Source organism: Rhizobium sp. WYCCWR 11146, from assembly GCF_013591995.1.
In the GTDB taxonomy this organism is placed as follows: Bacteria; Pseudomonadota; Alphaproteobacteria; order Rhizobiales; family Rhizobiaceae; genus Rhizobium; species Rhizobium indicum.
This window is the reverse complement of the sequence record NZ_JACCEY010000019.1, coordinates 370,691-393,031: the sequence shown is the minus strand read 5'-3', so window position 1 is coordinate 393,031 and position 22,341 is coordinate 370,691. Positions and strand designations below refer to the sequence as shown.

Genomic DNA, 22,341 nt, shown 5'->3' with positions numbered 1-22,341 from the left:
TGCCGGCTTGATGGCCGGCTGCCGCATTCCGATTGCCGCCTGTCCGCGGCGCATCTGCTGAGTCTCGTGTTGTCGAGGCCGGGCGGAAGACGCAGATGCCGTTCCTCCGCCCGGTCTATATAGATGGCTTAGCCCTTGAGGACTTCAACCAGCGTCTTGCCGAGGCGGGCCGGAGAGGGCGATACCTTGATGCCCGCCGATTCCATCGCCGCGATCTTCGATTCCGCATCGCCCTTGCCGCCGGAAACCACAGCGCCGGCATGGCCCATGGTGCGGCCCTTCGGCGCCGTACGGCCGGCAATGAAGCCAGCCATCGGCTTCTTGCGGCCCTTCTTGGCTTCGTCCTTGAGGAACTGGGCTGCGTCTTCTTCCGCCGCACCACCGATTTCGCCGATCATGATGATCGACTGGGTGGCTTCGTCGGCCAGGAACATTTCCAGGACGTCGATGAACTCGGTGCCCTTGACCGGGTCGCCGCCGATGCCGACGGCGGTCGTCTGGCCGAGACCTTCATTGGAGGTCTGGAACACGGCTTCATAGGTCAGCGTGCCCGAGCGGGAAACGATACCGACCGAACCCTTGCGGAAGATCGAGCCCGGCATGATGCCGATCTTGCATTCTTCCGGCGTCAGGATACCCGGGCAGTTCGGACCGAGCAGGCGCGACTTGGAGCGGTCGAGGCGAGCCTTGACCCGCACCATGTCCATGACCGGGATGCCTTCGGTGATGCAGGTGATGAACGGGATCTCGGCGTCGATCGCCTCGATGATCGCGTCGGCGGCTCCTGCCGGCGGTACATAGATGACGGTCGCGTTGGCGCCGGTCTTTTCCTTGCCCTCTGCAACGGTTGCAAAGATCGGCAGGCTTTCGCCTTTTGCACCGGTCCAGGTTTCGCCACCCTTCTTCGGATGGATACCGCCGACCATCTGCGTGCCGTAGTAAGCAAGCGCCTGTTCGGTGTGGAACGTGCCGGTCTTGCCGGTCAGACCCTGAACGAGGACCTTGGTGTCTTTATTGACGAGAATAGACATTCTTTCAGATCCTTCAAAATTAGCCGTTGATCGCCGCAACGATCTTCTTGGCCGCATCGTCCAAGTCGTCAGCCGCCGTGATCGCCAGACCCGACTCGTTCAGGATCTTCTTGCCGAGCTCGACATTGGTGCCCTCAAGGCGCACGACGAGCGGAACCTTGAGGCCGACTTCCTTGACCGCGGCAATGACGCCCTCGGCAATGACGTCGCACTTCATGATGCCGCCGAAGATGTTGACGAGAATGCCTTCGACCTTGGGGTCTGCGGTGATGATCTTGAAAGCTGCAGCAACCTTCTCCTTGCCGGCGCCGCCGCCGACGTCGCAGAAGTTAGCCGGCTCCTTGCCGTAAAGCTTGATGATGTCCATCGTCGCCATGGCAAGGCCTGCACCGTTGACCATGCAGCCGATATTGCCGTCGAGCGCGACATAGGCGAGGTCCCACTTCGAGGCCTCGATTTCCTTGGCGTCTTCTTCGGTCTCGTCGCGCAGCACCTTGACGTCGTCGTGACGGAAGAGCGCATTGCCATCGAAAGACATCTTGGCATCGAGGACGCGCAGGTGGCCGTCCTTCATGACGATTAGCGGGTTGATCTCCAGCAGAGCCATGTCCTTCTCGCCGAAGGCCTTGTAGAGCATCGGGAAAAGCGTCTTGGCGTCTTCGGCGGCAGCACCCTCGAGCTCAAAAGCCTTGGAGATCGCAGCAACGTCGGCAGCCGTCACGCCGGCTTCCGGATCGATGGCGATCGTCTGGATCTTCTCAGGTGTGTCGTGGGCGACAGCTTCGATGTCCATGCCGCCTTCGGTGGAGACCACGAAAGCCACGCGACCGACCGAGCGGTCGACCAGCAGCGAGCAATAGAGCTCGCGAGCGATGTCGGCGCCGTCTTCGATGTACAGGCGGTTGACCTGCTTGCCGGCTTCGCCGGTCTGCGCCGTCACCAGCGTGTTGCCCAGCATTTCCTTGGCATGGGCGACGACTTCGTCGATCGACTTGGCGAGACGCACGCCGCCCTTGGCTTCCGGCGACAGTTCCTTGAACTTGCCCTTGCCGCGGCCACCGGCATGGATCTGGCTCTTGACCACGTAAAGCGGACCGGGAAGCGACTTGGCGGCAGCCTCGGCTTCTTCAACCTTGAGAATAGCCACACCTTCGGCAACCGGCGCGCCATAGCCCTTCAGCAGAGCCTTGGCCTGATATTCATGAATGTTCATGGGTGTATCCCTGTTTCGATTACTTCAGCCCAGCGACTACTTGAGGGCAGGCGCGATGTTGATGCAGGCTTCGCAGAGACCGGCGACGGCGCCGACGGACTTGTCGAAGGCTTCCTTCTCGGTCTTGTTGAGATCGATCTCGATGATGCGCTCGACGCCGCCGGCGCCGATGACGGTGGGAACGCCGACATACATGTCCTTGACACCGTACTGACCAGAGAGGTGGGCTGCGCAGGGCAGAACGCGCTTCTTGTCCTTGAGGTAGGATTCGGCCATCTCGATCGCCGAGGCAGCCGGGGCGTAATAGGCCGAGCCGGTCTTCAGCAGGCCAACGATTTCGGCGCCGCCGTCACGGGTGCGCTGGATGATCTCTTCGAGGCGCTCCTTGGTGACCCAGCCCATGGTGACGAGATCGGTGAGCGGAATGCCGCCAACCGTCGAATAGCGGGCGAGCGGAACCATCGTGTCGCCATGGCCGCCGAGAACGAAGGCCGTGACATCCTGGACGGACACGTTGAATTCCTTGGCGAGGAAAAGACGGAAACGCGAGGAGTCGAGAACGCCGGCCATGCCGACGACCTTGTTGGCCGGAAGGCCGGAAAACTTCTGCAGCGCCCAGACCATGGCGTCGAGCGGATTGGTGATGCAGATCACGAAAGCGTTCGGCGCATATTTCTTGATGCCGGCGCCGACCTGCTCCATGACCTTGAGGTTGATGCCGAGAAGGTCGTCGCGGCTCATGCCGGGCTTGCGGGCGACGCCCGCCGTGACGATGCAGACGTCAGCGCCTTCGATCGCGGAATAGTCGCTGGCGCCCGTCAGATTGACGTCGAAGCCTTCGACCGGCGACGACTGGGAAATATCGAGACCCTTGCCCTGGGGAATACCGTCCGCGATGTCGAAGAGAACGATGTCGCCCAGTTCCTTCAGGCCGGCGAGGTGCGCCAGCGTGCCACCAATCATGCCAGAACCAATGAGTGCGATCTTGTTACGCGCCATTTTCGCTGTTTCCTTTGCGATCAAATTCGTCGAACGGACGCGCAAGGCACCGCCCAATGACGCAATCGCATAGACCCAAAGCCAAAAAATGGCAATTCATTATTTTTGATGCAGCGTTTTCAATCGTTTAGATACAAAAATTCTTACGTAAACGTAAGGTATTCTGTCACCAAATTGTTACTCTGCGGCGCGTTTCTCATGGTGCAGCGCAAGATATTCCGCACTGCGCATCTCGAACAGGCGCGATGTCGTGCGGTCGAATTCGAAGCCCTCGGTGCCCCGGCGATGCAGCAGCAATTCCTCCGGCATCGCCGCCGCGGAAATGTAAAGCCGTACGGCATGATCGTAGAACGTATCGACAAGAATGATGAACCGTTTGATCTGGTTCCGCTTTTCCGGCCCGAGCAAGGGAATGTGATCGACGAAGACCGTATCGTAACGCTCGGCGATGGCCAGGAAGTCGACCGCCCCGAGCGGTTTGTCGCAAAGGTCGGCGAAGGAAAACCGCGCCATTCGGTCGACGGCGAGCGGCACATGGATGTGGCGCCCCTTCATCGGAATATCCAGCGGCTGCGCCTTGCGCCCATGCAGCGCCTGGGTCCAGGACGCATCCATCGCCATGTCGTTATGCTCGTTGATCGGCACCAGATAGACCGGCTGGCTGCTCAGCTTCTCCATCCGGTAGTCGGTCGACGAATCCAGGCTGACGACATCGACATGCTGCTTGAGCAAGGCGACGAAGGGCAGGAAGAGGCCGCGATTGAGACCATCCGCGTAGAGATTGTCGGGCTCGACGTTCGAGGTCGCGACCAGCACGCATCCGCGCGCAAAAAGCTCGGAGAACAGCCGCGACAGGATCATCGCATCGGCGATGTCGGTGACCGTGAACTCGTCGAAGCAGAGCAGTTCTGCCTCGTCGTAAAGCGCTGCGGCGACCGGCGGCATCGGATCGGCCTGCTTCGTCTCGCCGTTCTTGAGCTTCAGCCGGTGCGCTGCAATGCGGTTGTGCACATCCGCCATAAATTCGTGGAAATGCGCCCGCCGTTTCTTCCTGCACGGCGCCATCGCGAAAAACATGTCCATCAGCATGGTCTTGCCGCGCCCGACGCTGCCGTGGATGTAAAGCCCCTTGATGCCGTCGGCGGATTTCTTCTTGGCGGCAAACAGCCAGCCGAGCGCGCTCGATTTTGCCGCCGGCCGCCGCTGCTTCAGGCCGGCAAGCACCCGGTCGAGGCTCTTTGCCACGTCCATCTGGGCGGAATCGACCTGGAGTGCGCCCGATGCGGTCAGCGCTTTAAGCTGTTCGCAGACGCTGAGCGCATAATCCGGCATTGGTTGCATGAGGGCATATCCGCCTGTAAGTCAACGGCGGAGACCCGCCGGAACATTTACCGGCTGAGACTGATCGACTGGCCTGTGCTCGTCTGTCCCTGGAAGCGGTTGTCGGCCGTCTTGTAGACGCTGCCGAGCTGGTTGCCCGAGCGGTCCTTGAGCAGCACCTGCTTGCCGGCGACCTCCCAGGAGCCCATCGCCGTCAGCTCGCCGACACAGCCACGCGTTCCGCCGCGCGAACCGCTGCCGAGATTGGTGAGCGTCAGGAACATGTCGCAACTGCCGTTAACACGCCAGCTTCCTACCATCGATTCCTTGGTGATATCGAGCGCATTCGCGGCCATTGCACCAGGCTCAGCGCCCGGCATCGGCGCCGTCGTCGTCGGCGCGGCCGGAAACTGCGAGCCGCCGGTCGGCGGCGGAAGCTGCCCGCCCTGCACCGAGGGCACCGGCTGCGCCGTCAACGGCGCCGGGCCGGCACTGGCGTTGGAGCTGTAATCATATGCCGTACGCTGACAACCGGCTAGCGACAGAACCACCACCAGACCTGTCATCGCATATCGCAACTGCATCATCATACTCCTGAATTCGGCTATCGCCGTAGAGAAACGGGCGTGAGACAAGTCCGATTATCGTAATTCGATTTGGTTAATCAAGTCGTGCTGCATAAATTGCCCGTGACAACAACTAACCGAAAAACGATACAGTTCAACTGTCCCGCTGCAAAACTTCCTGCACACAGAATTTGTCAGCAAGGTGTTATGCGCGTTCATCTCTATCAGTATCCCTGTCGAACTCGCGCAATGTCTCGGAATAGCGCTCCGGGCGAACCCCGCCGAAGGATTGCACCAGCACCGATGCGGAGGCCCTGCTCGCGCACCGAGGCGAGCCTCGACCTGATCTCGGTGACGGCTTCGGGATCGAAGCCGTCTATTCCGCCATCGGTACCGAGGCTGATCAAACCCGGCGCTCGACCATCATCTTCTTGATTTCGGCGATCGCCTTGGCCGGGTTGAGGCCCTTCGGGCAGGTCTGCGCACAGTTCATGATCGTGTGGCAGCGATAGAGGCGGAACGGGTCCTCGAGATTGTCGAGGCGCTCGCCGGTCGCCTCGTCTCTGGAATCGATCAGCCAGCGATAGGCCTGCAGCAGAACGGCCGGGCCGAGATAGCGGTCGCCGTTCCACCAGTAGCTCGGACAGGAGGTCGAGCAGCAGGCGCAGAGGATGCATTCATAAAGGCCGTCGAGCTTCTGCCGGTCCTCGTGGCTCTGCTTCCACTCCTTGGCCGGTGCCGGCGACACCGTCTTCAGCCATGGCTCGATCGAACGATGCTGGGCATAGAAGTTGGTGAGGTCCGGAACCAGATCCTTGACGACGGGCAGATGCGGCAGCGGATAGATCTTCACCGCACCCTTGATATCGTCGAGGCCCTTGGTGCAGGCGAGCGTGTTCGTGCCGTCGATATTCATCGCGCAGGATCCGCAGATGCCCTCGCGACAGGAACGGCGCAGCGTCAGCGTCGGGTCGATCTTGTTCTTGATGTAGAGAAGACCGTCGAGCACCATCGGCCCGCAATCGTCGACATCGATATAGAAGGTATCGATCGACGGGTTCTGACCATCGTCCGGGCTCCAGCGGTAGACGCGGAACTCGCGGGTGTTCTTGGCACCCGCCGGCTTCGGCCAGACCTTGCCTTCGCGCATCTGAGAATTCTTGGGGAGAGCGAGTTCAACCATGTCCGGTTCCTCTTGAGATCAGTACACGCGAGCCTTCGGCTCGATCTTATGCGGATCGATGCCTTCGGCGATGAGCTCGGTGTGAACCGGCCGGTAGTCGAGCTTGACGTCGCCGGCCTCATTGACCCAGGCGAGCGTGTGTTTGCGCCAGTTGATGTCGTCGCGGCCGGCGAATGCACCCTCGGTATAATCTTCGCGGGCATGCGAACCGCGGCTCTCCTTGCGGGCCTCGGCGCCGTAGATGGTCGTGATGGCGTTGGCCATCAGGTTCTGCAGCTCCAGCGTCTCGACCAGATCCGAGTTCCAGATCATCGAGCGGTCGGTGACCTTGATGTCCTTCATCTCGCCCCAGATCGCCGAGATACGCCGGCAACCGGATTCCAGCGATTCCTGCGTGCGGAAGACGGCGGCGTCTTCCTGCATGGCGCGCTGCATCTTCTCGCGCAGTTCCGCCGTCGGCGTGCCGCCGCTGGCATGACGCAGACCGTCGAAACGGTCCATGATCTTGTCGCAGGCTGCGACGTTGAGATGCGGGATCGGCGCAGCGCGGTCGATCACCTCGCCGGCGCGTATCGCAGCGGCGCGGCCGAAGACCACGAGGTCGATCAGCGAATTGGAGCCGAGGCGGTTGGCGCCGTGCACCGAGGCACAGCCGGCCTCACCCACAGCCATCAGGCCGGGGATGATCCGTTCCGGATTGGCGCCGTCGGCGTTCAGCACTTCGCCCCAATAATTCGTGGGAATGCCGCCCATATTGTAGTGAACGGTCGGCAGAACCGGGATCGGTTCGCGCGTGACGTCGACGCCGGCGAAGATCTTGGCGCTCTCGGAAATCCCCGGCAGGCGTTCATGAAGAACGGCCGGATCGAGATGGTCGAGATGCAGGAAGATGTGGTCCTTCGCCTTGCCGACACCGCGGCCCTCGCGGATTTCCAGAGTCATGCAGCGCGAAACGACGTCGCGCGAGGCAAGGTCCTTGGCCGAAGGCGCGTAACGCTCCATGAAGCGCTCGCCCTCGGAGTTGACGAGGTAGCCGCCTTCGCCGCGCGCTCCTTCGGTGATCAGACAGCCCGAACCATAGATGCCGGTCGGGTGGAACTGAACGAATTCCATGTCCTGCAGCGGCAGGCCGGCGCGCGCCACCATGCCGCCGCCGTCGCCGGTGCAGGTATGGGCTGACGTTGCCGAGAAATAGGCGCGGCCGTAGCCACCGGTCGCCAGCACCACCATCTTGGCGGCGAAGCGATGGATCGTGCCGTCATCCAGGCACCAGGCGATGACGCCGGTGCAGCGGCTGCCGTCTTCCGACATGATCAGGTCGAGCGCAAAATACTCGATGAAGAACTCGGCATTGTTGCGCAGCGACTGGCCGTAGAGCGTATGCAGGATGGCGTGGCCGGTACGGTCGGCAACGGCGCAGGTGCGCTGTACCGGCGGGCCTTCGCCGTAATTCTGCATGTGGCCGCCGAACGGGCGCTGATAGATCTTGCCTTCCTCGTTGCGCGAGAACGGCACGCCGTAATGCTCGAGCTCATAGACCGCCTTCGGCGCTTCCATGGTGAGATACTGCATGGCGTCGACGTCGCCGAGCCAGTCGGAACCCTTGACGGTGTCGTAGAGGTGCCACTGCCAGCTATCCGGCGTCATGTTGCGCAGCGAGGCGGCGATGCCGCCCTGGGCTGCGACCGTATGCGAGCGGGTCGGGAATACCTTGGTGATGCAGGCCGTGCGGAAACCCTGCTCGGCCATGCCGAGCGTGGCGCGCAGCCCGGCGCCGCCGGCGCCGACGACGATCACGTCGTAGGAGTGATCGACATACTTGTAGGCCTTGCCATTCTGGGCGGGTGAAGTCGGTGCCATGTCAGCTTATCCTACGAATGCGATTTTCAGAATGGCGAAGAGACAGAGGCCGGCAATCAGGATCGCAAAGAACGTGTTCAGCATCAGGAGAACGATCTTGCTGAATTCGCCATGCACGTAATCCTCGATGATGACCTGCATGCCGAGTTTCATGTGGATGACACCGGAGATCACCATCAGCCCCATGACCACGGCGACGAAGGGGTTCGACAGCGCGCGAACCACATCCGCATAGGGCGCGCCGGCATAGGCGAGCATGAAGAAGACGAAGAAGAGGATCAGCGGAACATTGGCGACGGCCGTCAGCCGCTGGCGCCAGAAATGATCCGTTCCGTCCTTGGCGGAGCCGAGCCCGCGAACCTTGCCGAGGGGGGTGCGCATATCCATGAGAGGACCTTCAGAAGCGAATGAGGAAGCCGATCACCCAGACCAGCACGGTCAGACAGAGCGACCCGATGATGTTGGCGATAGCGAGTTTGGTCGAGAACTCTTTCCCGAAGCCATAGCCGAGATCCCACATGAAGTGGCGGAACCCGCCGAGCATGTGGTGCAGCAGCGCCCAAGTATAGCCGAGAAGCACAAGCTTGCCGAGAAGGCTGCCGAGCACCCAGTTGGCCCAGTCGTAGGAGCCCTGGCCGCTTGCTGCCGCGATCAGCCACCAGGCGACGAGCAGCGTGCCGACGTAGAGCGCGCCACCGGTAATGCGGTGGACGATGGACATGACCATGGTGGGAATAGGCTTGTAGATTTGCAGATGCGGCGATAGGGGCCGGTTATTTGTCACGTTCGCCATCAGAACCTCGCGGCGGCTTCTCTGCGCTCCCGGATTTCGGAGCATGCTCAGTCAACCACACGAATGACAAAATTCTCTGTGTGCGTTGCATCAATTGCGACGTTTAATCACCGGGAACGCCGACGACAAGCACAATCGCTGTCTGCTTTTAATTTAATCGATTCGCGTTACCGGGAAGTTTGCAGGCTAACGAAACTGGTCTTTTCCGCTCAAATTTTGTGCCGCTTGTCCGACCTGAATGGACAAGCTCCGGCTTTTGGCGCAATCTGGCGTTAACGATTTGTTAGGGATCGGAATTCCGGAGGCCGGCCACCCATGTTTCGCAATCTGTCCGCAGTCGCCCTGCTTGCCCTGTCCGTGCTTGCGGCACTACCCGCCGAAGCCGGCGACCGCCGTCATGATCGTCGCTTTTCCGACCACCGCCACGCTTTTCATGGCGGACTGCTTCTCGGCGAACGTGTGAACTCGCGCAATCGCGGCATCCGTTTCGACAACGCCTATCGATATGGGAACCGCAAAGAACGGATGCCGTTCCTGAAACGTTTTTCATCGCCGGCGACCAATCGCGTCACCCGCAACAATATCATCGTCGTCGCACCCCAGGCACAGAGTGACGGCGGCGACACCTATGCCGGCACGTCTTACGTCTATCAGGCCGATGGCGGAACCTATGTCGGCGGCGAGCGCTATGGCTTCTATCCCTCTGCACGGCCAGAGCTGCTGGCCCCGAAAGCAAAGGTCATCGATATCGCAGTACAGGACGATCCCTGCACCTATGAGGCCAATGTCTGCGTCATCCGGCCTTAGAGCATGTCGCGCAAAAGTGTGCCGCGGTTTTGCGATAACGACATGCGCAACAACAAAGACCTAAAACGCGAGGAGCGTCTGAAAGATCGCGACGCACTTTAGAGCACGATGACGAACGCGGCTCAAATTTGCCCGGCCCCACTCTTTCGCGACGCGGCTACGTCGATACGGATGGCACACATCGGCGGGAGATTCTTGTCCTCAAACGTCGCCCGCCGTGGCGTTCCGCTATCCGGCATCCAAGCATCCCAGGCTCTGTTCATTTCCTCGAATGAGGCAAGGTCCCTGAGCCAGATATTGGCGAGAATGACCTCTGACTTGTCGGTACCTTCGCGCAGCAGCATGTCATTGATGCGCTCCAGTATTTCGTTGGTCTGCGCCGTCACGCTCGCTCCCCTCGTCAGGTTTGCGACCTGGCCGGGCAGATAGGCGGCGTCCGCAAGGAGAGTTTCGTCAACTTTGGCTTGCCCCATCATCGTATTCGCAGACTTCCATGAATGCTTGAGATTGGGTCGTCGACCCTTCATCCGATCACTGTGGGGCTTCGCTCGCAACTCCGGTAGAGGGAATTAAATTGACCCGATATAATGGAAGCTGAACGCTCCTAGAACATGATGTCTTCCGAAAACCGATCACACTTTTCGGCATCATGCTCTAGCTGGACAATATGGCCGTATGCCGCGAAATGAAGTCCACAAGGTAGCGCGCACCTTCGGCCGTCTCGGGTTGAGCATAGAGACCGATCTCGATACGCACCGGACCGGGCAGATCCGCCGATCTGTCAAGCGTCCGGCAACCCTCCGGTTTCGTGGTGAGCATCATTGGCGCGATACCGATACCGACGCGAACCGCGGTCGCCATAGCGACCAGCGTCGATGCGACGCACGCCGTCTTCCACTTGACGTTCCGCTGGGACAGAGCCGCAATCGTCGGGAGCGTCCAGGGACACTCCTCCTCGAACATAATGATGGGAAGCGGTTTTTCCGCATCCACCACGAAGTCGGATCTGACCGTCCACATCAAATATTCGGTCCAGATCAGGGTCGGTTTTCGCGAGAGGCAGGTGATGTCGCAAACCACGAGATCCAGCTTCCTGTCTTCAAACAGTTTGGCGAGGCGGCGATTCGGCTCGACAATGATGTCGATCTCGACCTTCGGGTTCTGGGCTCTGAAGGCACTAAGAATGTCGATCAGGTGGCCGGCTGCGAAGTCCTCAACGACGCCGAGGCGAATGCGGTCCTCGATCATCTTGCCTGTCAGCCTTTTCCCGACCTCGTCGCTGAGGGCGACCATTTCGCGGGCATAAGCCAGCATGATCTGCCCATGGCTCGTGAGCTCGAGGCCCTTTGACGAACGCGAAAACAGCGTAACGCCGACAAGCTCCTCCAGCTTGCGGATCTGCATGCTCACGGCCGCCTGCGTTCTGTTCAGCTTGACGGCTGCTCCATTGACGGTGCCGATCTCCGCGACGGTCAGAAATGCACGAAGCAGATAGGAATCAAGATCAAGCATCAGAGGCCGCATTCCATACTTTGTGGCGCTCGAGAGCCGAGGGCCTCTCCGCCTATAAGTGGATATTGGACGAACCATGTCCTTCCGGCAACTGGTGACCCTTAGCCCGGGCGCAGCGCAAGCTGCGCCCCATCAATGCCAGCCTATCGCGCGAAGAGAACGCATGCCTCGGGGGCAATGGAAACGCTGATCTCCTGCCCGCGAGCGAAGGCTATGTCTGGACGGTTCGGGCAAGCCGAGATTATGCGGTCGCCACTGGCAAGGTCCAGAACGACATGCCTGAAGGCACCGAGTGTCACGACGTCGGCGACACGTCCGGGCATGGCTCCGGCAGCCGGAGCGCCGGACGATATCTCGACGCTTTCCGGCCTCACGCAAATCTCGGCGGCACCTGAAAGACTTGCCGTGGAGGCGACCGGAAACTCCCAGCCGGATTCGGAGCGAAATTTGCCGGCCGTTCCGCCCGCGGCCGAAATCGAGCCATGAATCCAATTCGTCCGACCCATGAAATCCGCAACGAAACGCGAGTCTGGACGCCAATACACATCATCCGGCCTGCCGGATTGCATGATTGTTCCACGGTTCATCACGAATATACGCTCTCCCAGGCTCATCGCCTCCTCCTGGTCGTGGGTTACCACGATGGCGGTCGAGCCGACCGCGGCGAGCACATCCTTCAATTCGGTGCGCAGCTCATGGCGAAGTTTGGCGTCGAGGGCCGACAGCGGCTCATCCAGAAGAAGGAGGCTCGGATGAGTGGCAAGCGCCCGCGCAAGCGCAACGCGCTGCTGCTGGCCGCCGCTCAACTGGTGCGGCCGCCGCTGTCCGAAACCGACGAGCCGGACGAGCTCAAGCATCTCGGCAATGCGGCGCGGTATTTGCCCCGGCGGATGGTTGCGATGGCGAAGTCCGTAGCCGATGTTCTGTTCGACGGTCATATGCGGGAAAAGGGCGTAGTGCTGGAACAGCAGCCCGACATTGCGTTCATAGGGTTTCAATCCGGCCATCGGCTCGCCGTCGATCAGGATCGAGCCTTTGTCGGGCCGCTCGAATCCGGCAATGAGCCGAAGAATGGTGGTCTTGCCGCAGCCGCTCGGTCCAAGCAGTGCGATTGTTTCACCTGGGTTCACCGAGAAGGAGACATCACCGAGGGCGACAGTTTCGCCGAAGCGCTTGCTGACCCCTTGAAATTCCACGGCAGAAATCATCGTATTGTCCTCATGAACGAAACAGGCCTTGGCCGACGACTGTGTCGAAGCCGACGACACGGTCCAGCACGACGATCAGCAACGCGGTGACGGCAATCAGGACCACGGCCGCCGCAGCGATCGTCAGATCGAAAGCCGCGCGCATGTTGCTGACCAGCGTAACAGGCAAGGTCGTTGCGGATGGATCGCTCAGAAAGAGACTGATCGATACGTCATCCATCGAAATTGCGAAGGCGAAGATCGCGCCGGTGACGACGCCCGTCCGCATCAGCGGCAGGGTAATGGTCCAGAAGGCCTGGCGCTCGGTGGCGCCGAGAATCATTGCGGCTTCCGTCAATCGTTGGTCGCTACCGAGAAGGCTGGCGAGACTGGTCCTTATGCAATAGGGCAACGTAATGATCACGTGGCCGAGGAGCAGGCGCGCCATACCATTTGTGATACCGGCCTTGGACAGGAAAAGCAGCAGGCCGAATCCAATGACAACAGGCGGGACGATGAGCGGCGAGAGAAAGGCCGAAGTCAGCGCTGCCTTTCCTGGAAAATTGCCCCGGGCAAGACCGACAGCCGCCGCAGTTCCAATCGTGACGGACAGAACCGTCGTGAGTACCGCCAGGATGAGGCTGGTGCGCAGGCTGGCAAGGATATCCGCCTGGGAGACGAGCCGTTCGAACCAGTGAAGCGACAAGGCAGGTGGCGGCATCGGGCCGAGATAGGTCCTGGCGTCGAAAGCCATGACGCAGGTTATCACCAACGGGATGGCGAGGAACGCCAATCCAAGGCCGATGACACCGTAGGCAAGGGAACCGGCGATCCGGTCTCCGGTTCTCGCTGCAAAAGACTGCATGCTCATTGGGAAACCCTCCGCGCCTGCGCAAACGTTATGACAGCGACGACCGCCAAGGCCGCGGCAAGCATGACGAGCGAGATCGCCGCGCCGCTCGGATAGTTGGCGATATCGCTGAACCGGGTGTAGATGACGTTCGACATGAAAAGCACCCGGCCCCTCCCGAGCACCATGGGAATGACGAAGGCGCTGATCGCGAAAGTCAGCGACACGAGCGTGCTTGAGATCAGGGCCGGGAAGCTCAGGGGAAGCGTGATCGACAGATGGGCTTTCCATCCCGGCGCGCCGAGCGACTGGGCTGCATCGAGCAGACGCGGATCGATCGATTGCATCGCGCCAATCAACGTTAGCGTTGCGACCGGTATGATCGAGTGAACCAGACCCGCAATAACGACGATATTGATATATTCGCGGCTGTTGGGAGAGAGGCCCAGTGTCAAGAGGAAGGGTCGGAAGATGCCGACCGACCCGAAGGTCAGTTCGATCGCATACGTCTTGATCAGGACGCTGGAAAGAACAAGCGTAATCAAAAAGCCGAGGGTGAGCGTGCGCATCCGCGGCGAAATGCGCCGCACGATGAAATAGGCCAGCGGGAATGCCACAAGCTGGCCGATGATCGCGGCCACTCCACCGATCCAGAAGGTCGTCAGCAGGACGCTTGCAAACGCCTGGTTTGCAAGCTCGTAATAGTTTTGAACCGTCGCTGCGGCATTTTCCGCGGAGCCGACGCGCCCCGGCGTAAACTCCTTCAAGCTTTCGATTGCCAGGTTGATGAGCGGTGACAGAAAACCGAATGCGAACACCAGGAGGGCTGGCCCGAGCGTCAGGGCAGCATCTCGGCGATCCGGAATAGAAATGGCAACGGGTTGCCGCCTTACCTTGGTCATGGTGGAACAGCCTTTTCCTCGCCCTTGCGGGCCACGAGAAAGGGAGATTGTCGAAGCCGCGCCCGCGCCTTCGACAACCTGCCGCGACACGCTTTAGAGCAACGGGGCGATGTCCTGCTCCCAGCGCTTGGACCAGGCATCCTGCTGTTCGAGAACGACATTGTAGTCCGGCACATAGACGAAGCTCGAAAACTCGTCCGACGTGAAGGACAGATGCTTGAGGTTGTCGGGCGTGACCGCCTTGCTGTTCAATGGCGCTTCGCCAGCCACCTTGGCGTAGAGCGAATTCATGTCCGGGCTGATCGCGAAGTTGACGAAATCGAGGGTCGCCTTGGTGTTCGGTCTATTCTTCAGCACGCCGAAACCGCTCTGGTAGAGGAAGGCTTTGAAGTTGCTGTCCTTGGTGAAACGCGTAACCGGGAAGTTCTTCGCCACGGCCGCCCAGCCGGGCTCAGCGAAGAAGCCGACGGAGGTCTCGCCCGACGTTAGCGAATTGGTGAAGTCAATATCGGTGATGGCGACGCGGCCGATATTGCCGGATTTCGCCAATTCCGTCATGAGCTTCCACCCGGGTTCCATATTCGTTTCACTGCCGCCGGCGTGAAGGGCGAGCGCGACAATCTGGAGCATCATGCTCTGTGTCGGGCCCGGCCAGCAGATCGCACCCTTGAGATCGGGGCTCAGCAGATCATCGATGGTCTTCACGGCGATCGGAGCCGTGTCGGTTCGGGCGCCGAAATACATGCCGCCAACTGCGCGCGGGACCGCTTTGATGTTGCCCTTGCCGTCACGAATGATGATTTTCTCGGGAATATTCGCAAGATTGGGAATATCGGCAGGATTGATGGTCTCGAGCCAATCCTCCTTCACCATGCTGTTGAACGAGCCTTCCCAGCCGGCGACGTAGTCGTAGTCGACATTCGGCCAGACGGCCTTGATCTTTGGCAGGATCGCGCCCGCGCCGCCCTGATGAAGAACCCAGTTGAATGTCGCCGCATTCTGGTCGGCGGCAATCTGTTTCATCGCTTCGACGACATCGCCGCCCCATTCGACGGCGGTCAGATTGCCGCTGCCGGCTGCGGCGGATCTCGCAAACCCGGTCATCGTGCCGGCAATCCCCGCGGCAGCGGCGGATCCGAGGAAGCGGCGGCGTGTCATATCGTGCAACATGGTAGGTCCCCTTTGTTGTCGGCCCTCTGCCGGACCGTTCGCATCGGAGACTGCTTGGAGGTTACCAACCGCGGTAGTGGGAAAATTCTCGCCGGGTTATAAAGTTTTCTGAACGTCCGGATGAACGCATTACCCGCTTCGCGGAGCCTCGGCAGACCTGGTCTATCAAGAATCGTTATATCCCCTCTCGAATTTTCGCGGTTCCAAGAGAAGCGGGCGGCGCCGATGATGATGGCAGCATCAATACCGTGGGAGCCTGCCTTGACCATTGACCGGGATTTTCTGGAAGACTTGAGAAAGCGCTTCGGCAGCGCTGCAGGCGGGGAGATGGAAGATCCGCACTTCCGCGCCGTGGCGGCGAGCGTATTCAAGGACGGCGACAGCCGCAAATGGCCCTTCGCCGATCCTGCGACCTTTCTGGATGCCCGTTTCATCGAGAACGGCTTGCAGCCCGAGGTGCTTGAGGCGCTTGACGTGGCTTTGATCGGCGTGCCGATGGACCTCGGCGTCACCAATCGCGCAGGCGCGCGGCTGGGGCCGCGGGCCGTCCGGGCTGTCGAGCGTATAGGCCCTTACGAGCATGTTCTGCGTGTCGCGCCAATGGGAGGGCTAAAGGTCGCCGATGTCGGCGACGTGCCGATGCGCAGCCGGTTCGACCTGGCCGAATGCCATGCCGACATCGAGGCCTGCTACCGGATGATCGCGGCAACCGGGGTCATCCCGCTGTCGGTCGGCGGCGACCATTCGATCTCCGGCGCCATCCTCAAGGGCCTGGCGGCCGGCCAGCCGGTAGGCATGATCCACATCGACGCTCATTGCGACACCGCTGGTCCCTATGAGGGCTCGAAGTTCCATCACGGCGCGCCCTTCCGCGAGGCGGTTCTGGCAGGCGTGCTCGATCCGAAGCGTACGATCCAGATCGGCATCCGCGGCGGCGGCGAATATCTCTGGGAGTTCTCCTTTGCCTCCGGCATGACCGTCATTCACGCGGAAGAGGTGGTGGAGATGGGGCTCAAGGCGGTGATCGCAAAGGCTCTGGAGGTTGTCGGTGCCGGTCCGACCTATCTCAGTTTCGACGTGGACAGCCTCGATCCGGCCTTCGCTCCGGGAACCGGCACGCCGGAAGTCGGCGGGCTTCAGCCGAGGGAAGCCCTGACCCTGCTGCGCGGCTTCAAGGGCATCAACCTCATCGGCGGCGACGTCGTGGAAATCGCGCCGCAATACGACAACACCACCAACACCGCGCAGATCGCCGCCCAGGTCCTGTTCGAACTCCTGTGCCTCGCGATGTTCAGTCCCGCGGTCAGGACAAAGATCACCTGAGAACCAGCTTCACACCGGCAGCGTGCCTCGTGCCCGCTGCCATCCATCACCTGTCGCACAACACGTCTCAAAAAGGGGAACGACATGACTGCTCTTATGAAATTGCGCTACACTGCCACCGCGGCAATTGCTGTGTTCGGCATCCTGGCAGGGGCCGCGCAGGCCGACGAACTTGCCGATATCAAGGCCGCAGGCGAGATCAACATCGGCATCTTCTCCGATTTCCCGCCCTTCTCTTCGGCAAGCGCCGATATGAGCATCAAGGGCTATGACGTCGACGTCGCCCAGAAGATCGCCGACGGGCTCGGCGTGAAACTCAATCTGGTGAGCGTTACCGGCCAGAACAGGATCGCCTACCTGAACGACGACCGCGTCGACCTGCTGATGAGCGTCGGCTATTCGAAGGAGCGCGCCGAGGTTATCGATTATGCCGCCCCGTACGCCCCCTACTACATCGCCGTCATCGGTCCGGCAGCGCTGAAGGTGAGCGGCAAGGAAGACCTCGCCGACAAGACCGTTGCCGTCAATCGTGGGACGCTCGAAGACACGTCGCTGACGGCCGTCGCCCCCGGCTCGGCCGCGATCCAGCGTTTCGAGAACTATAATTCGGTCATCCAGGCCTTCATATCCGGCCAGACCCAGCTGATGGTCGTCGGCAACGATGTCGGCGCGCAGGTTCTGGCACGACAGGACGAACTGAAGCCAGAGCAGAAATTCCAGCTCCTCAGCTCCCCCTCGCACATCGCGCTCCGCAAGGGCGAGGAAGGCCTGAAGAAGGTCGTCAATGACAGCGTCGCCGCAATGATCGCCGATGGTTCGCTCGACGCAAGCTCGAAGAGCTGGCTGAAAGCGCCGCTCAACCCTGAGAACCTGAAGGACTGACGAAGACGGCCTCCCACTCACCAGAGCATGATGCCGAAACTGTAAGCGATTTCCGTGGCATCATGCTCCAATTCTTTGGTTGAGAGGCGGATCGAGATTTCGGGCCGACCCGGCCCAGATCATCCGGCTCCAAAGGACAAGCGATGAGATACAGCCTCGATTTCAATTGGCTTTGGGACGGAATGGGAGCTCTGGCTTATGGCGCAGGCACGACGCTTGCACTGACGGTCTCCACATCGGTCCTCGGGATCGTTCTCAGCATTCTCGGCGCAGCCGCGCGCCGGGGACCTTATCCTTGGTTGCGCAAGCTCGTCGGCCTGTATGTGGAAATCATGCGCAACACGCCATTCCTGGTGCAGCTGTTCTTCATCTTCTTTGGCTTGCCTAGTCTCGGCATTCGGCTCGATCCGATCACTGCCGCCGTCCTTGCCATGACCCTCAACATGGCGGCCTACACGATCGAGGTGGTCGGGGCCGGGCTCGATGCCATACCGAGAGGCCAGAAGGAGGCGGCGCAGGCACTCGGCCTCAGGCCTCGGCTGGTGTTCTTCAAGATCATCCTGCCGCAGGCGATCGCCATCATTTTTCCGGCGCTGACGAGCCAGATCATCATCATGATGCTGGAATCGGCGGTTGTTTCACAAATATCCGTCCGCGAGCTGGCGCAGGAGGCCGATCTGCTTCAATCGCGCACCTTCCGCTCCTTCGAGACCTATCTGGTGGCGACGTTGATCTACCTTTCGATGTCCGCCGCACTTCGCCGGCTGCTTTTCGCCGGGAAGCGCCGTTTTCTGGGAGCCGGTCTGGCATGATTGAGTTCACCTTCTGGGACATTCTGCGCAATCTTGTCTTCGCGACACGCTGGACCCTTATGCTTTCGCTCGCAGCCTTTGCCGGCGGCGCCATCGTTGGCCTGGCGATCCTGTCTGCACGGATATCGAAAACGCGCTGGCCGCGCCGCTTCGCGTCCGGCTACATTGCCCTGTTTCAGGGAACGCCGCTCCTCATGCAGCTCTTTCTGATGTTCTTCGGCCTGCCGATGCTCGGTTTCCGGATCGAATCATGGACCGCCGCCGTCTGCGGCCTGACGTTCTATGCCAGTGCTTATCTTGCGGAAATCTGGCGGAGCGGCGTCGAGGCGGTGCCGCGCGGGCAATGGGACGCTGCAGCCAGCCTGGGCTTGCATCGTCTCCTAGAACTTCGCCTTATCATCCTGCCGCAGGCTTTCCGGATCACCCGCGCGCCGACCGTCGGGTTCTTGGTCCAGTTGATCAAGAGCACCGCACTGGCCTCGATCCTCGGCTTCGACGAACTGCTGAAAACCGCAAACGCCATCAACAACGCGACCTTCGAACCTTTCAAGGTCTACGGTCTCGTCGCAGTGATCTTCTTCGCCCTGTGCTATCCGCTGACGCAATACGCCAGATTTCTGGAGAAGAAAGCGACGTTTGGCTGAGCGGTGTTCAATGCTCCGCATTCCGATCGCAACGACGTGTCCAAAGGGCCGATGCCGGTTGAAAGCTGGTACGCCGCGCAGCGGCGGCGCCGCTCTCGTTCAATTACAGAGAATTCGCCTTATCCAGCAGCCAGAACTTATCGGGAGATCGTTTCAATGACCGACACACAAATCCGTATTCTCGATGCCCGGACAACGGGCGAGCTCCTCCCTTTCGGTGCGCTGGTTGCGACCCTGCGGCAAGCATTTGCCGAAGGCTGTGTCGTGCCGGTGCGGCATCACCACACGATAGCCAATAGCGGTGAGCCAGATGCGACGCTGCTTCTGATGCCCGCCTGGAATGAAACGCACCGGTCGGAGCGCTACCTTGGCATCAAGATCGTCACCGTCTTTCCCGGCAACACGCTGCGCGGCATTCCCGGTTTGACCTCGACTTACATGCTCTATGATGGCCGGACCGGGATGCAGCTTGCGCTCCTTGACGGAAACACGATCACGGCGCGCCGTACGGTCGCGGCATCGGCCCTTGCCGCGGACTATCTTGCCCGAAAGGACGCCCGCCGCCTGCTGGTGATCGGCGCAGGCCGCGTCGCGAGCCTCATACCCGATGCCTACCGCGCCGTCCGGCCGATCGCAGATGTCGATATCTGGGATATCGATCCCGCCAGCGCCGAACGGCTGGCGCAGAGCCTCCGGCAACGTGGGCTCCAGGCCACTGCCGTCACGGATCTGGAAGCAGCAGTGCGGCGAGCCGATATCGTCAGCGCGGCGACGCTGGCGACAGCACCGCTTATCCGGGGCGAATGGCTGCGGCCGGGCACCCATGTCGATCTGATCGGCGGCTTCACCCCGGCGATGCGCGAGGCCGATGACGAGGCGCTTCGGCGCTCCTCGGTCTATATCGACACGCACGAAGCCCTTCACGAAGCGGGCGATCTGGTTCAGCCGATCAGGGCGGGCGTCATTGCTGCAGATGCGGTGCGTGCGACACTTGACGAGTTGTGCTGCCGGGATGTTCCAGCGCGAACGTCCAATGACGAGATCACTCTCTACAAGGCAGTCGGAACGGCGTTGGCTGATCTTGCCGCCGCGACAATGGTGTATGAGGCAGTCTTGAGCGCAGGTTGACGTCTTTTGATCCGGGCGATCGCGAATGATCGGGACGGGAGATTCTCGATTTTTCTAAGGAGGAATGAGCACCCTCAATAGACGGGCTCCCGGTTCGACGCTCCTGGCATGTCCAGGGATTCAATCGCCAGTGCTGCGCCCGACCAAAGTCCGAAACCGACCTATGTCGGTTCGGTGGGCGAAGGGGAAGCAACGGGCCGGCGCTGATATTCGTGCGGTATAGTGCTTTGTGTGCCATAGTCGGGTAAGCTCCTTGTGCAATCCGATATAGACCCGCAGTGAATACAAATCCGCCGCGCATCGAAATCCAGCAACTGGCCCATTTCGTGCTGGCCTGTCAGAGCCCGACGCTGGCAGAGACCGCGCGCGAGCTTGGGATTGCTCCTTCGGCGCTGACATCAAGTCTGCGTACTTTGGAAAATGAACTTCAACTCAAGCTCTTCATCCGGAAAAGCGGTCACCTCAGTCCTTTACCGGCAGCCTTCTGGCTGTTTCAGCAGGCAACGGCCATCCTTCATCGCGAAAGGTTCGTGCGCCGGATGAGGAATGGGGACACGGACCATCTTCGCATCGATATTCGTCTCGATCTCAGTTTCTCCATCGGTCGATTTTCGAAGGCGATCGGACGTACCGTCGAAGATATGGAACGCCAGCGGCCCGACCTGCTGATCGACGTGATATTTGCAGACGGGCGAGGAAAATCCCTTGTTGATGACAGGGCCGCGGAAATCCCGGGCAGCACGGGTTCGATGGAAATCGAAGTCGGCTATATGACCGGCGTGCCATCTGCGAACCTGCCTGCGATGACGCCCTTTTACGATGAGGTCTGGTTTTCCGTCGGAACGGCGGAGGCCGCGGTTGATCTTCGCTCCCCCAATCAGAAATTTGTCGTTTTGAAAATGCGTCAGGCACTTCGCGATGCCGTCATCCGATATGCGGACGAGCATGGCATCCACGATCGCATGATCCTGATGGATGAGGAGCCGGCAGACCTTCATCGGCTGCTCAACGAGTTTCCGCAGATGCGGTTCCTAATGCCCCGCAGCATGGTCGCCGACCGGCTCGGACTGGCGCGCCTGCATCTGGAGCCCCTCGTTCCGCCTTTGTCGAGCACCTTGGGCGTGCGCGCAAACGGGCCGGACCAGGAGGTCGTGTCCGCCCTGCTTTGTAGCCTCAAGAAAAATCTGGAGGCAACGGAGGCCAATATCGTCTTTCGACCGCAGTTGACGGCACGTCAATTGCACTACTTCAACCTTGCGCATCTCAGCGGAGGTATTTCGGCGGCGGCGCGCGCGGCGCATATTACGCAACCTTCCGTTTCGACTCAGATTCAGAAGATCGAGGCAGTTGTCGGGCAACCCCTGTTCGAACGGCGGCGCAACGGTGCCGAGAGCACGAAGGCCGGCAAGGCATTGCTTCCCTTCACCCTGGAGATCGAAGAGCGCATCGATAGCCTCGTTCGGGCTAGTCTGGATATTGCCGCCCACACACAGGCGACCATCTCAATCGGCATGCTGCCGAGTTCGGGGCATGACAGCGTCATGACCGACAAGGTGGCGCAGGCACTGACGGCAACCCGCCTTGGCCATCCCGAATACCGGCTGAGAATCATCGAAGGTTCCAACGCTGTGCTTCACGACCAGGTACGTGCGGGAGAGCTCAATCTGGCCATTGTCGGTGCCGTCCAGACGCAGATGACCCGGATCCATCTCGGGCCGAGCGAGCGCCTGTCGGTCATTGCCAATCCGGCCTTGGACCTTGCTGGTCGAACGGAGATTCCACTGGCCGAAGTTTGCGGATTTCCGCTGGTTCTCGGAATCAAGCATCTCAGTATCCATCAGGCGTTCATGGCAGCCGCCAGCGCGCGGCATCTGCGTGTCGAGCCGGTCATGGACGTCGGTTCTCTGCCATTGGCCATCGCCATGGTCCGCCGTTTGCCGGTCTGTACGGTCCTGCCGGTGTCCTCGGTCCAGCAGGATATCGACAGCGGGCGCCTCACCGCGGCGCCAATTACGGAAGACGTCATCGCCGGAAACCTCTCGGTGATTTTCTCCGGCGAAAGGACGCTGTCCGAGGCCGAACGGACGATGATCCAGTCACTCGTTGCCGTCTTCGGCCGACAGGTGTGATCTAAAAACATATCGTGTCGAATCGCGCTC

The 22,341-nt window shown here is 60.6% G+C and carries 22 protein-coding genes; 7 read left to right on the top strand and 15 right to left on the bottom strand.

Features of this window, described 5'->3' with window-relative positions; translation table 11 throughout:
- Window positions 1-128 precede the first annotated feature (128 nt).
- The 9 genes from sucD to sdhC all read right to left on the bottom strand — a co-directional run bounded on the left by sucD (window position 129) and on the right by sdhC (window position 8,965).
- Window positions 129-1,031 (bottom strand): succinate--CoA ligase subunit alpha, encoded by a 903-nt coding sequence (gene sucD / locus HX899_RS15075; protein ID WP_011653811.1) that lies wholly within the window; start codon window positions 1,029-1,031, stop codon window positions 129-131.
- Between the two features lie 19 nt (window positions 1,032-1,050).
- Window positions 1,051-2,244 carry an ADP-forming succinate--CoA ligase subunit beta gene (gene sucC / locus HX899_RS15070; RefSeq protein WP_011653813.1) on the bottom strand — a complete coding sequence of 398 codons (1,194 nt, stop codon included), beginning with the start codon at window positions 2,242-2,244 and terminating at the stop codon, window positions 1,051-1,053.
- Between the two features lie 36 nt (window positions 2,245-2,280).
- The gene (gene mdh / locus HX899_RS15065; RefSeq protein ID WP_003543522.1) at window positions 2,281-3,243 is read right to left on the bottom strand and encodes a malate dehydrogenase; all 963 of its coding nucleotides are present in this window, start codon (window positions 3,241-3,243) and stop codon (window positions 2,281-2,283) included.
- Window positions 3,244-3,420: 177 nt separating this feature from the next.
- A complete protein-coding gene (zapE, locus tag HX899_RS15060; protein WP_181292756.1) occupies window positions 3,421-4,584 on the bottom strand; it encodes a cell division protein ZapE in 1,164 nt (387 codons plus the stop codon).
- A 47-nt stretch (window positions 4,585-4,631) separates the two neighbouring features.
- Window positions 4,632-5,147 carry a protease inhibitor Inh/omp19 family protein gene (locus HX899_RS15055; RefSeq protein ID WP_011653815.1) on the bottom strand — a complete coding sequence of 172 codons (516 nt, stop codon included), beginning with the start codon at window positions 5,145-5,147 and terminating at the stop codon, window positions 4,632-4,634.
- Between the two features lie 385 nt (window positions 5,148-5,532).
- The gene (locus HX899_RS15050) at window positions 5,533-6,312 is read right to left on the bottom strand and encodes a succinate dehydrogenase iron-sulfur subunit (protein ID WP_003567268.1); all 780 of its coding nucleotides are present in this window, start codon (window positions 6,310-6,312) and stop codon (window positions 5,533-5,535) included.
- A gap of 18 nt (window positions 6,313-6,330) precedes the next feature.
- Complete coding sequence (sdhA, locus tag HX899_RS15045; protein WP_181292755.1) at window positions 6,331-8,172, bottom strand: succinate dehydrogenase flavoprotein subunit; 1,842 nt, start codon at window positions 8,170-8,172, stop codon at window positions 6,331-6,333.
- Between the two features lie 6 nt (window positions 8,173-8,178).
- The gene (gene sdhD, locus HX899_RS15040; RefSeq protein ID WP_181292754.1) at window positions 8,179-8,559 is read right to left on the bottom strand and encodes a succinate dehydrogenase, hydrophobic membrane anchor protein; all 381 of its coding nucleotides are present in this window, start codon (window positions 8,557-8,559) and stop codon (window positions 8,179-8,181) included.
- A 10-nt stretch (window positions 8,560-8,569) separates the two neighbouring features.
- Window positions 8,570-8,965 carry a succinate dehydrogenase, cytochrome b556 subunit gene (gene sdhC, locus HX899_RS15035; RefSeq protein WP_012559217.1) on the bottom strand — a complete coding sequence of 132 codons (396 nt, stop codon included), beginning with the start codon at window positions 8,963-8,965 and terminating at the stop codon, window positions 8,570-8,572.
- Window positions 8,966-9,280: 315 nt separating this feature from the next.
- Here sdhC and HX899_RS15030 point away from each other — a divergent pair, with 315 nt between their 5' ends.
- The gene (locus HX899_RS15030; protein ID WP_181292753.1) at window positions 9,281-9,772 is read left to right on the top strand and encodes a hypothetical protein; all 492 of its coding nucleotides are present in this window, start codon (window positions 9,281-9,283) and stop codon (window positions 9,770-9,772) included.
- Between the two features lie 122 nt (window positions 9,773-9,894).
- Here the strand turns inward: HX899_RS15030 and HX899_RS15025 are convergent, their stop codons facing one another.
- The 6 genes from HX899_RS15025 to HX899_RS15000 all read right to left on the bottom strand — a co-directional run bounded on the left by HX899_RS15025 (window position 9,895) and on the right by HX899_RS15000 (window position 15,393).
- Window positions 9,895-10,248: a RidA family protein gene (locus HX899_RS15025; RefSeq protein ID WP_138389497.1), complete on the bottom strand. Its 354-nt coding sequence runs from the start codon at window positions 10,246-10,248 to the stop codon at window positions 9,895-9,897.
- A gap of 178 nt (window positions 10,249-10,426) precedes the next feature.
- Window positions 10,427-11,296: a LysR family transcriptional regulator gene (locus HX899_RS15020; RefSeq protein WP_173883589.1), complete on the bottom strand. Its 870-nt coding sequence runs from the start codon at window positions 11,294-11,296 to the stop codon at window positions 10,427-10,429.
- Between the two features lie 131 nt (window positions 11,297-11,427).
- Window positions 11,428-12,492 (bottom strand): ABC transporter ATP-binding protein, encoded by a 1,065-nt coding sequence (locus tag HX899_RS15015; RefSeq protein ID WP_181292752.1) that lies wholly within the window; start codon window positions 12,490-12,492, stop codon window positions 11,428-11,430.
- A 10-nt stretch (window positions 12,493-12,502) separates the two neighbouring features.
- Window positions 12,503-13,342, bottom strand: coding sequence for an ABC transporter permease (locus HX899_RS15010; protein WP_138389495.1), 840 nt, complete (start codon window positions 13,340-13,342; stop codon window positions 12,503-12,505).
- On the bottom strand, window positions 13,339-14,223 hold the full coding sequence (locus HX899_RS15005; RefSeq protein ID WP_181292751.1) for an ABC transporter permease: 885 nt from the start codon (window positions 14,221-14,223) through the stop codon (window positions 13,339-13,341). Before HX899_RS15005 ends, HX899_RS15010 begins: the two co-directional genes overlap by 4 nt.
- Before the next feature lie 93 nt (window positions 14,224-14,316).
- Window positions 14,317-15,393 carry an extracellular solute-binding protein gene (locus HX899_RS15000; RefSeq protein WP_064649722.1) on the bottom strand — a complete coding sequence of 359 codons (1,077 nt, stop codon included), beginning with the start codon at window positions 15,391-15,393 and terminating at the stop codon, window positions 14,317-14,319.
- A 261-nt stretch (window positions 15,394-15,654) separates the two neighbouring features.
- Here HX899_RS15000 and speB point away from each other — a divergent pair, with 261 nt between their 5' ends.
- The 6 genes from speB (at window position 15,655) to HX899_RS14970 (ending at window position 22,311) form a co-directional block, all read left to right on the top strand.
- On the top strand, window positions 15,655-16,716 hold the full coding sequence (gene speB / locus HX899_RS14995; RefSeq protein ID WP_181292750.1) for an agmatinase: 1,062 nt from the start codon (window positions 15,655-15,657) through the stop codon (window positions 16,714-16,716).
- Window positions 16,717-16,800: 84 nt separating this feature from the next.
- Window positions 16,801-17,598 carry a transporter substrate-binding domain-containing protein gene (locus HX899_RS14990; RefSeq protein ID WP_171600182.1) on the top strand — a complete coding sequence of 266 codons (798 nt, stop codon included), beginning with the start codon at window positions 16,801-16,803 and terminating at the stop codon, window positions 17,596-17,598.
- 143 nt (window positions 17,599-17,741) lie between these two features.
- On the top strand, window positions 17,742-18,410 hold the full coding sequence (locus HX899_RS14985) for an amino acid ABC transporter permease (RefSeq protein ID WP_011653827.1): 669 nt from the start codon (window positions 17,742-17,744) through the stop codon (window positions 18,408-18,410).
- Entirely contained in the window at window positions 18,407-19,054 is a 648-nt protein-coding gene (locus tag HX899_RS14980; protein WP_181292749.1) for an amino acid ABC transporter permease, read from the top strand. The genes HX899_RS14985 and HX899_RS14980 overlap by 4 nt, the downstream gene beginning before the upstream one ends.
- 156 nt (window positions 19,055-19,210) lie before the next feature.
- Complete coding sequence (locus HX899_RS14975; protein ID WP_181292748.1) at window positions 19,211-20,182, top strand: ornithine cyclodeaminase family protein; 972 nt, start codon at window positions 19,211-19,213, stop codon at window positions 20,180-20,182.
- Window positions 20,183-20,460: 278 nt separating this feature from the next.
- On the top strand, window positions 20,461-22,311 hold the full coding sequence (locus HX899_RS14970) for a LysR family transcriptional regulator (RefSeq protein WP_180194827.1): 1,851 nt from the start codon (window positions 20,461-20,463) through the stop codon (window positions 22,309-22,311).
- Window positions 22,312-22,341 lie beyond the last annotated feature (30 nt).

Bases quoted from the DNA above. Each gene is read 5' to 3' on its own strand.
- sucD (WP_011653811.1), bottom strand. From the start codon at position 1,031: ATGTCTATTCTCGTCAATAAAGACACCAAGGTCCTCGTTCAGGGTCTG.
- sucC (WP_011653813.1), bottom strand. From the start codon at position 2,244: ATGAACATTCATGAATATCAGGCCAAGGCTCTGCTGAAGGGCTATGGC.
- mdh (WP_003543522.1), bottom strand. From the start codon at position 3,243: ATGGCGCGTAACAAGATCGCACTCATTGGTTCTGGCATGATTGGTGGC.
- zapE (WP_181292756.1), bottom strand. From the start codon at position 4,584: ATGCAACCAATGCCGGATTATGCGCTCAGCGTCTGCGAACAGCTTAAA.
- HX899_RS15055 (WP_011653815.1), bottom strand. From the start codon at position 5,147: ATGCAGTTGCGATATGCGATGACAGGTCTGGTGGTGGTTCTGTCGCTA.
- HX899_RS15050 (WP_003567268.1), bottom strand. From the start codon at position 6,312: ATGGTTGAACTCGCTCTCCCCAAGAATTCTCAGATGCGCGAAGGCAAG.
- sdhA (WP_181292755.1), bottom strand. From the start codon at position 8,172: ATGGCACCGACTTCACCCGCCCAGAATGGCAAGGCCTACAAGTATGTC.
- sdhD (WP_181292754.1), bottom strand. From the start codon at position 8,559: ATGGATATGCGCACCCCCCTCGGCAAGGTTCGCGGGCTCGGCTCCGCC.
- sdhC (WP_012559217.1), bottom strand. From the start codon at position 8,965: ATGGCGAACGTGACAAATAACCGGCCCCTATCGCCGCATCTGCAAATC.
- HX899_RS15030 (WP_181292753.1), top strand. From the start codon at position 9,281: ATGTTTCGCAATCTGTCCGCAGTCGCCCTGCTTGCCCTGTCCGTGCTT.
- HX899_RS15025 (WP_138389497.1), bottom strand. From the start codon at position 10,248: ATGATGGGGCAAGCCAAAGTTGACGAAACTCTCCTTGCGGACGCCGCC.
- HX899_RS15020 (WP_173883589.1), bottom strand. From the start codon at position 11,296: ATGCGGCCTCTGATGCTTGATCTTGATTCCTATCTGCTTCGTGCATTT.
- HX899_RS15015 (WP_181292752.1), bottom strand. From the start codon at position 12,492: ATGATTTCTGCCGTGGAATTTCAAGGGGTCAGCAAGCGCTTCGGCGAA.
- HX899_RS15010 (WP_138389495.1), bottom strand. From the start codon at position 13,342: ATGAGCATGCAGTCTTTTGCAGCGAGAACCGGAGACCGGATCGCCGGT.
- HX899_RS15005 (WP_181292751.1), bottom strand. From the start codon at position 14,223: ATGACCAAGGTAAGGCGGCAACCCGTTGCCATTTCTATTCCGGATCGC.
- HX899_RS15000 (WP_064649722.1), bottom strand. From the start codon at position 15,393: ATGTTGCACGATATGACACGCCGCCGCTTCCTCGGATCCGCCGCTGCC.
- HX899_RS14990 (WP_171600182.1), top strand. From the start codon at position 16,801: ATGACTGCTCTTATGAAATTGCGCTACACTGCCACCGCGGCAATTGCT.
- HX899_RS14985 (WP_011653827.1), top strand. From the start codon at position 17,742: ATGAGATACAGCCTCGATTTCAATTGGCTTTGGGACGGAATGGGAGCT.
- HX899_RS14980 (WP_181292749.1), top strand. From the start codon at position 18,407: ATGATTGAGTTCACCTTCTGGGACATTCTGCGCAATCTTGTCTTCGCG.
- HX899_RS14975 (WP_181292748.1), top strand. From the start codon at position 19,211: ATGACCGACACACAAATCCGTATTCTCGATGCCCGGACAACGGGCGAG.